The following is a 2,762-nucleotide window of genomic DNA, read 5'->3' on the forward strand; positions in this document are numbered from 1 at the left end:
GCAGTGACCAAAACCTACGGCTCGGCCGAAACGGCCGGAGGTTGCGTGTGGGACGGCGTTCCCTTGGGCGACACAGAAGTCGACATCGTGGGTGGTGCGGTCGCACTGTCTGGCCCGATGTTGGCCGGGGGGTATCTAGGGGACCCCACCCGGACGAAAGAGCGATTTGTTGTCAGGCACGATCGCACCTGGTATCTCACCGACGACGCTGGGGCCCTTGTTGATGGAGTGTTGCAGGTTTCTGGTCGAATCGACCGGACAATCATTTCTGGCGGGCTCAAAGTGAACCTCGATGAACTAGAAGACACCCTGAATGACGTTTTTCCGGGTTACGAGTGGGTGGCAGTCGGGGCGAACGACCCCACCTGGGGTGAAGTGCCAGTTGTGGTGGGTGCACTCTCTGCGTCAAAGATCTCCGCGTTAAAGAAAGGCACTGACGAAGGTGAGCAAGTGGTATCCGAGGATGTCGTTTTGTCACTGAAACAGGTACAGGAAGCCATTTCCCGGATTCTTGGCCGCCATGCAGTGCCGCGCCAGCTAGTCATGTTGCACGTGATCCCCCGTTTACCCTCAGGGAAGGTGGACCGGCGTGCGGTAGCCGACCATGTCATTCATGAAGGCGGGAATAGACTGCATCACCGTGAGTGATAGCAAAGCATCCGTTTCGTTTTCCGACTGGATCAGTGGGGCGAGGCTTCGCACACTACCCCTTGCTTTTTCGCCCGTCATTCTGGGAACAGCATCGGCCTATTGGCGTGATGCCGCTGATTTGCTGTTGTCCGGCCTGGCCCTGTTGGTGGCCGTGGCCATTCAAATTGGGGTGAACTACGCGAACGATTACTCCGACGGGATCCGTGGAACAGATGACTACCGGGTGGGACCGGCGCGGCTTACCGGATCCGGCCGGGTCGAACCACGGTTAGTCAAGCGAGCGGCAATCCTGTCCTTTGCCGTCAGTGTTGTTGCCGGATTGGCGTTGGTGGTCTTGTCCCAGTCGTGGTGGCTACTCGCCATCGGAGGTTTTGCCCTTTTTGCCGCATGGACCTACACCGGGGGCACCAGCCCTTATGGCTATCGGGGTCTGGGCGAGTTGGTGGTGTTTGTGTTCTTTGGCCTGGTGGCCACCGTGGGTACGGCGTATGTGCAAGTGGGTGTTGTGCCTTGGGAGTCCTGGCTTGCAGGATCCGCACTGGGATTTTTTGCCAGCGCGGTGCTGTTAGAAAACAACCTGCGCGATATTGATCAAGACAAAGCGGCGTCGAAAAATACGCTTTCGGTTCGGATAGGACCGGTCGCTTCACGGGTGCTCATCACGGTGATGCTTATCGCGCCGTACCTGATCCTCGCGGGGCTGTCGTTCGTGTTCGTCTTCGCACCCGTCGTGTTCATCACCGCGGTCCTGACCGCGGTGATTGTCATGATTGTGTGGCGAGCAAATACCCCGAAAGATTTGATTGTGGTGCTTCAGCTCACAACGCTCAATTCGTTGCTCTTCGCCGTTGGACTCGGATTAGCCATCGCGTTGTAAGGAATGCGATGCCACCTTGCGGCGCGGAATGTTTGAGGTGCGAATTGGTTTAGAGCGAGTCCTCTGCGGCGGCATCGTCGTCAGTCTTTGACCGGCGCCTTTTTTCCAGTCGGGCCTTAATCCCTTCGGCCATTTCGGCTCGGGTGCTGGCGAGAAAAACATAGGCCGCGGTGAAAGAAATTACCGCGGCAAAGATCGCAGAGACCCACCATGTGATGCCGACAAAGTAGAGAAGCGCAAAAACTGCTCCAAAGATGCCGATACGGGCCAGGGAATAATAAAGCCAAGCAGACACACCCTCAGACTACCTGCGTAGGATTGTGAACATGGTGCGGTGGTTAGTCATTGGTGGAGTAGCGGTATTAGCCCTGACCATCTATGCCCTGGTCGATTTGTTTGTCACAGCGAGTAATCGCTTGCGTGCTTTTCCGAAGCCCGTCTGGATAGCCATCATTGTGGTCTTGCCCCTCATTGGCCCCGCACTGTGGTTGTTTATCGGTAAAAACCGACCCGCTGTCCAACAAAAGCCTGTCGCCCTCGATGACGACCCGCGATTCATGGGCACCCTCAGCGAATCCGCTGAAGAGCGCATCCGACGCCTCGAAGAAGAACTCCGTGCCTTGGATGACGAGGACGATAACGCTGGCGAAAAATCGGATGAGCACTCAGATGAGGGCCCAGATGACCAGCCAGGCGACAGCACCCCTCCCACCCCGCCACGCGTATGACCGCGAGTGAATCGCCAGCGACCAATTGGTCGCTCGCGTTTCTGTTGGGGTTGATTGAACGCGGTGTTCGACACGTTGTGGTGAGCCCTGGCTCCAGGTCCCAAGCTCTCGCCCTGGCGGCCTATGAGCTGAGCCAACACCCCGAAGTGTCCCTCAGCGTGCATGTCTCAGTCGATGAGCGAACGGCAGGATTCTTTGGACTAGGGCTCGCCATCCACACCGGACAACCTGCTGTCCTCATCTGCACATCAGGTTCGGCCCCCGCCCACTACCTTCCGGCACTCTTAGAGGCAAAGCATTCGGGTATTCCCCTCATCGCGCTCACCGCCGATCGACCACCAGAACTACAGGGTGTGGGAGCAAACCAAACCACAGTGCAACCGGGGATGTTTGGTCCGGCGGTTCACAGTGTGCTCCAGGTCAACGCACCGGAGGGCCACGAGAGCGACCAGGCAGAAGCACTTGACCGCGCCACGCAAGCCGCCCAGCTGGCCCATCACGGCGCA

4 protein-coding genes and 1 pseudogene are annotated in these 2,762 nt (G+C 58.0%); 4 read left to right on the plus strand and 1 reads right to left on the minus strand.

The window, feature by feature from the left end:
* Positions 1–648: pseudogene (locus RI518_RS07640) on the plus strand (AMP-binding protein); the annotation flags it as partial.
* On the plus strand, positions 641–1,528 hold the full coding sequence (locus RI518_RS07645) for a 1,4-dihydroxy-2-naphthoate polyprenyltransferase (protein ID WP_310689788.1): 888 nt from the start codon (positions 641–643) through the stop codon (positions 1,526–1,528). The pseudogene RI518_RS07640 and the gene RI518_RS07645, both read left to right, overlap by 8 nt.
* A 49-nt stretch (positions 1,529–1,577) precedes the next feature.
* On the opposite strand, the gene RI518_RS07650 is transcribed toward RI518_RS07645, so the two are convergent.
* Positions 1,578–1,823: a DUF4229 domain-containing protein gene (locus RI518_RS07650; protein ID WP_310689789.1), complete on the minus strand. Its 246-nt coding sequence runs from the start codon at positions 1,821–1,823 to the stop codon at positions 1,578–1,580.
* A gap of 31 nt (positions 1,824–1,854) precedes the next feature.
* Here RI518_RS07650 and RI518_RS07655 point away from each other — a divergent pair, with 31 nt between their 5' ends.
* Complete coding sequence (locus tag RI518_RS07655; protein ID WP_310689790.1) at positions 1,855–2,256, plus strand: PLD nuclease N-terminal domain-containing protein; 402 nt, start codon at positions 1,855–1,857, stop codon at positions 2,254–2,256.
* Positions 2,253–2,762, plus strand: a 510-nt coding sequence (locus tag RI518_RS07660; RefSeq protein ID WP_310689791.1) for a thiamine pyrophosphate-binding protein, incomplete at its 3' end; no start/stop codon positions are given. The genes RI518_RS07655 and RI518_RS07660, both read left to right, overlap by 4 nt.

Source organism: Pontimonas sp., from assembly GCF_031581085.1.
Classification (GTDB): domain Bacteria; phylum Actinomycetota; class Actinomycetes; order Actinomycetales; family Microbacteriaceae; genus Pontimonas.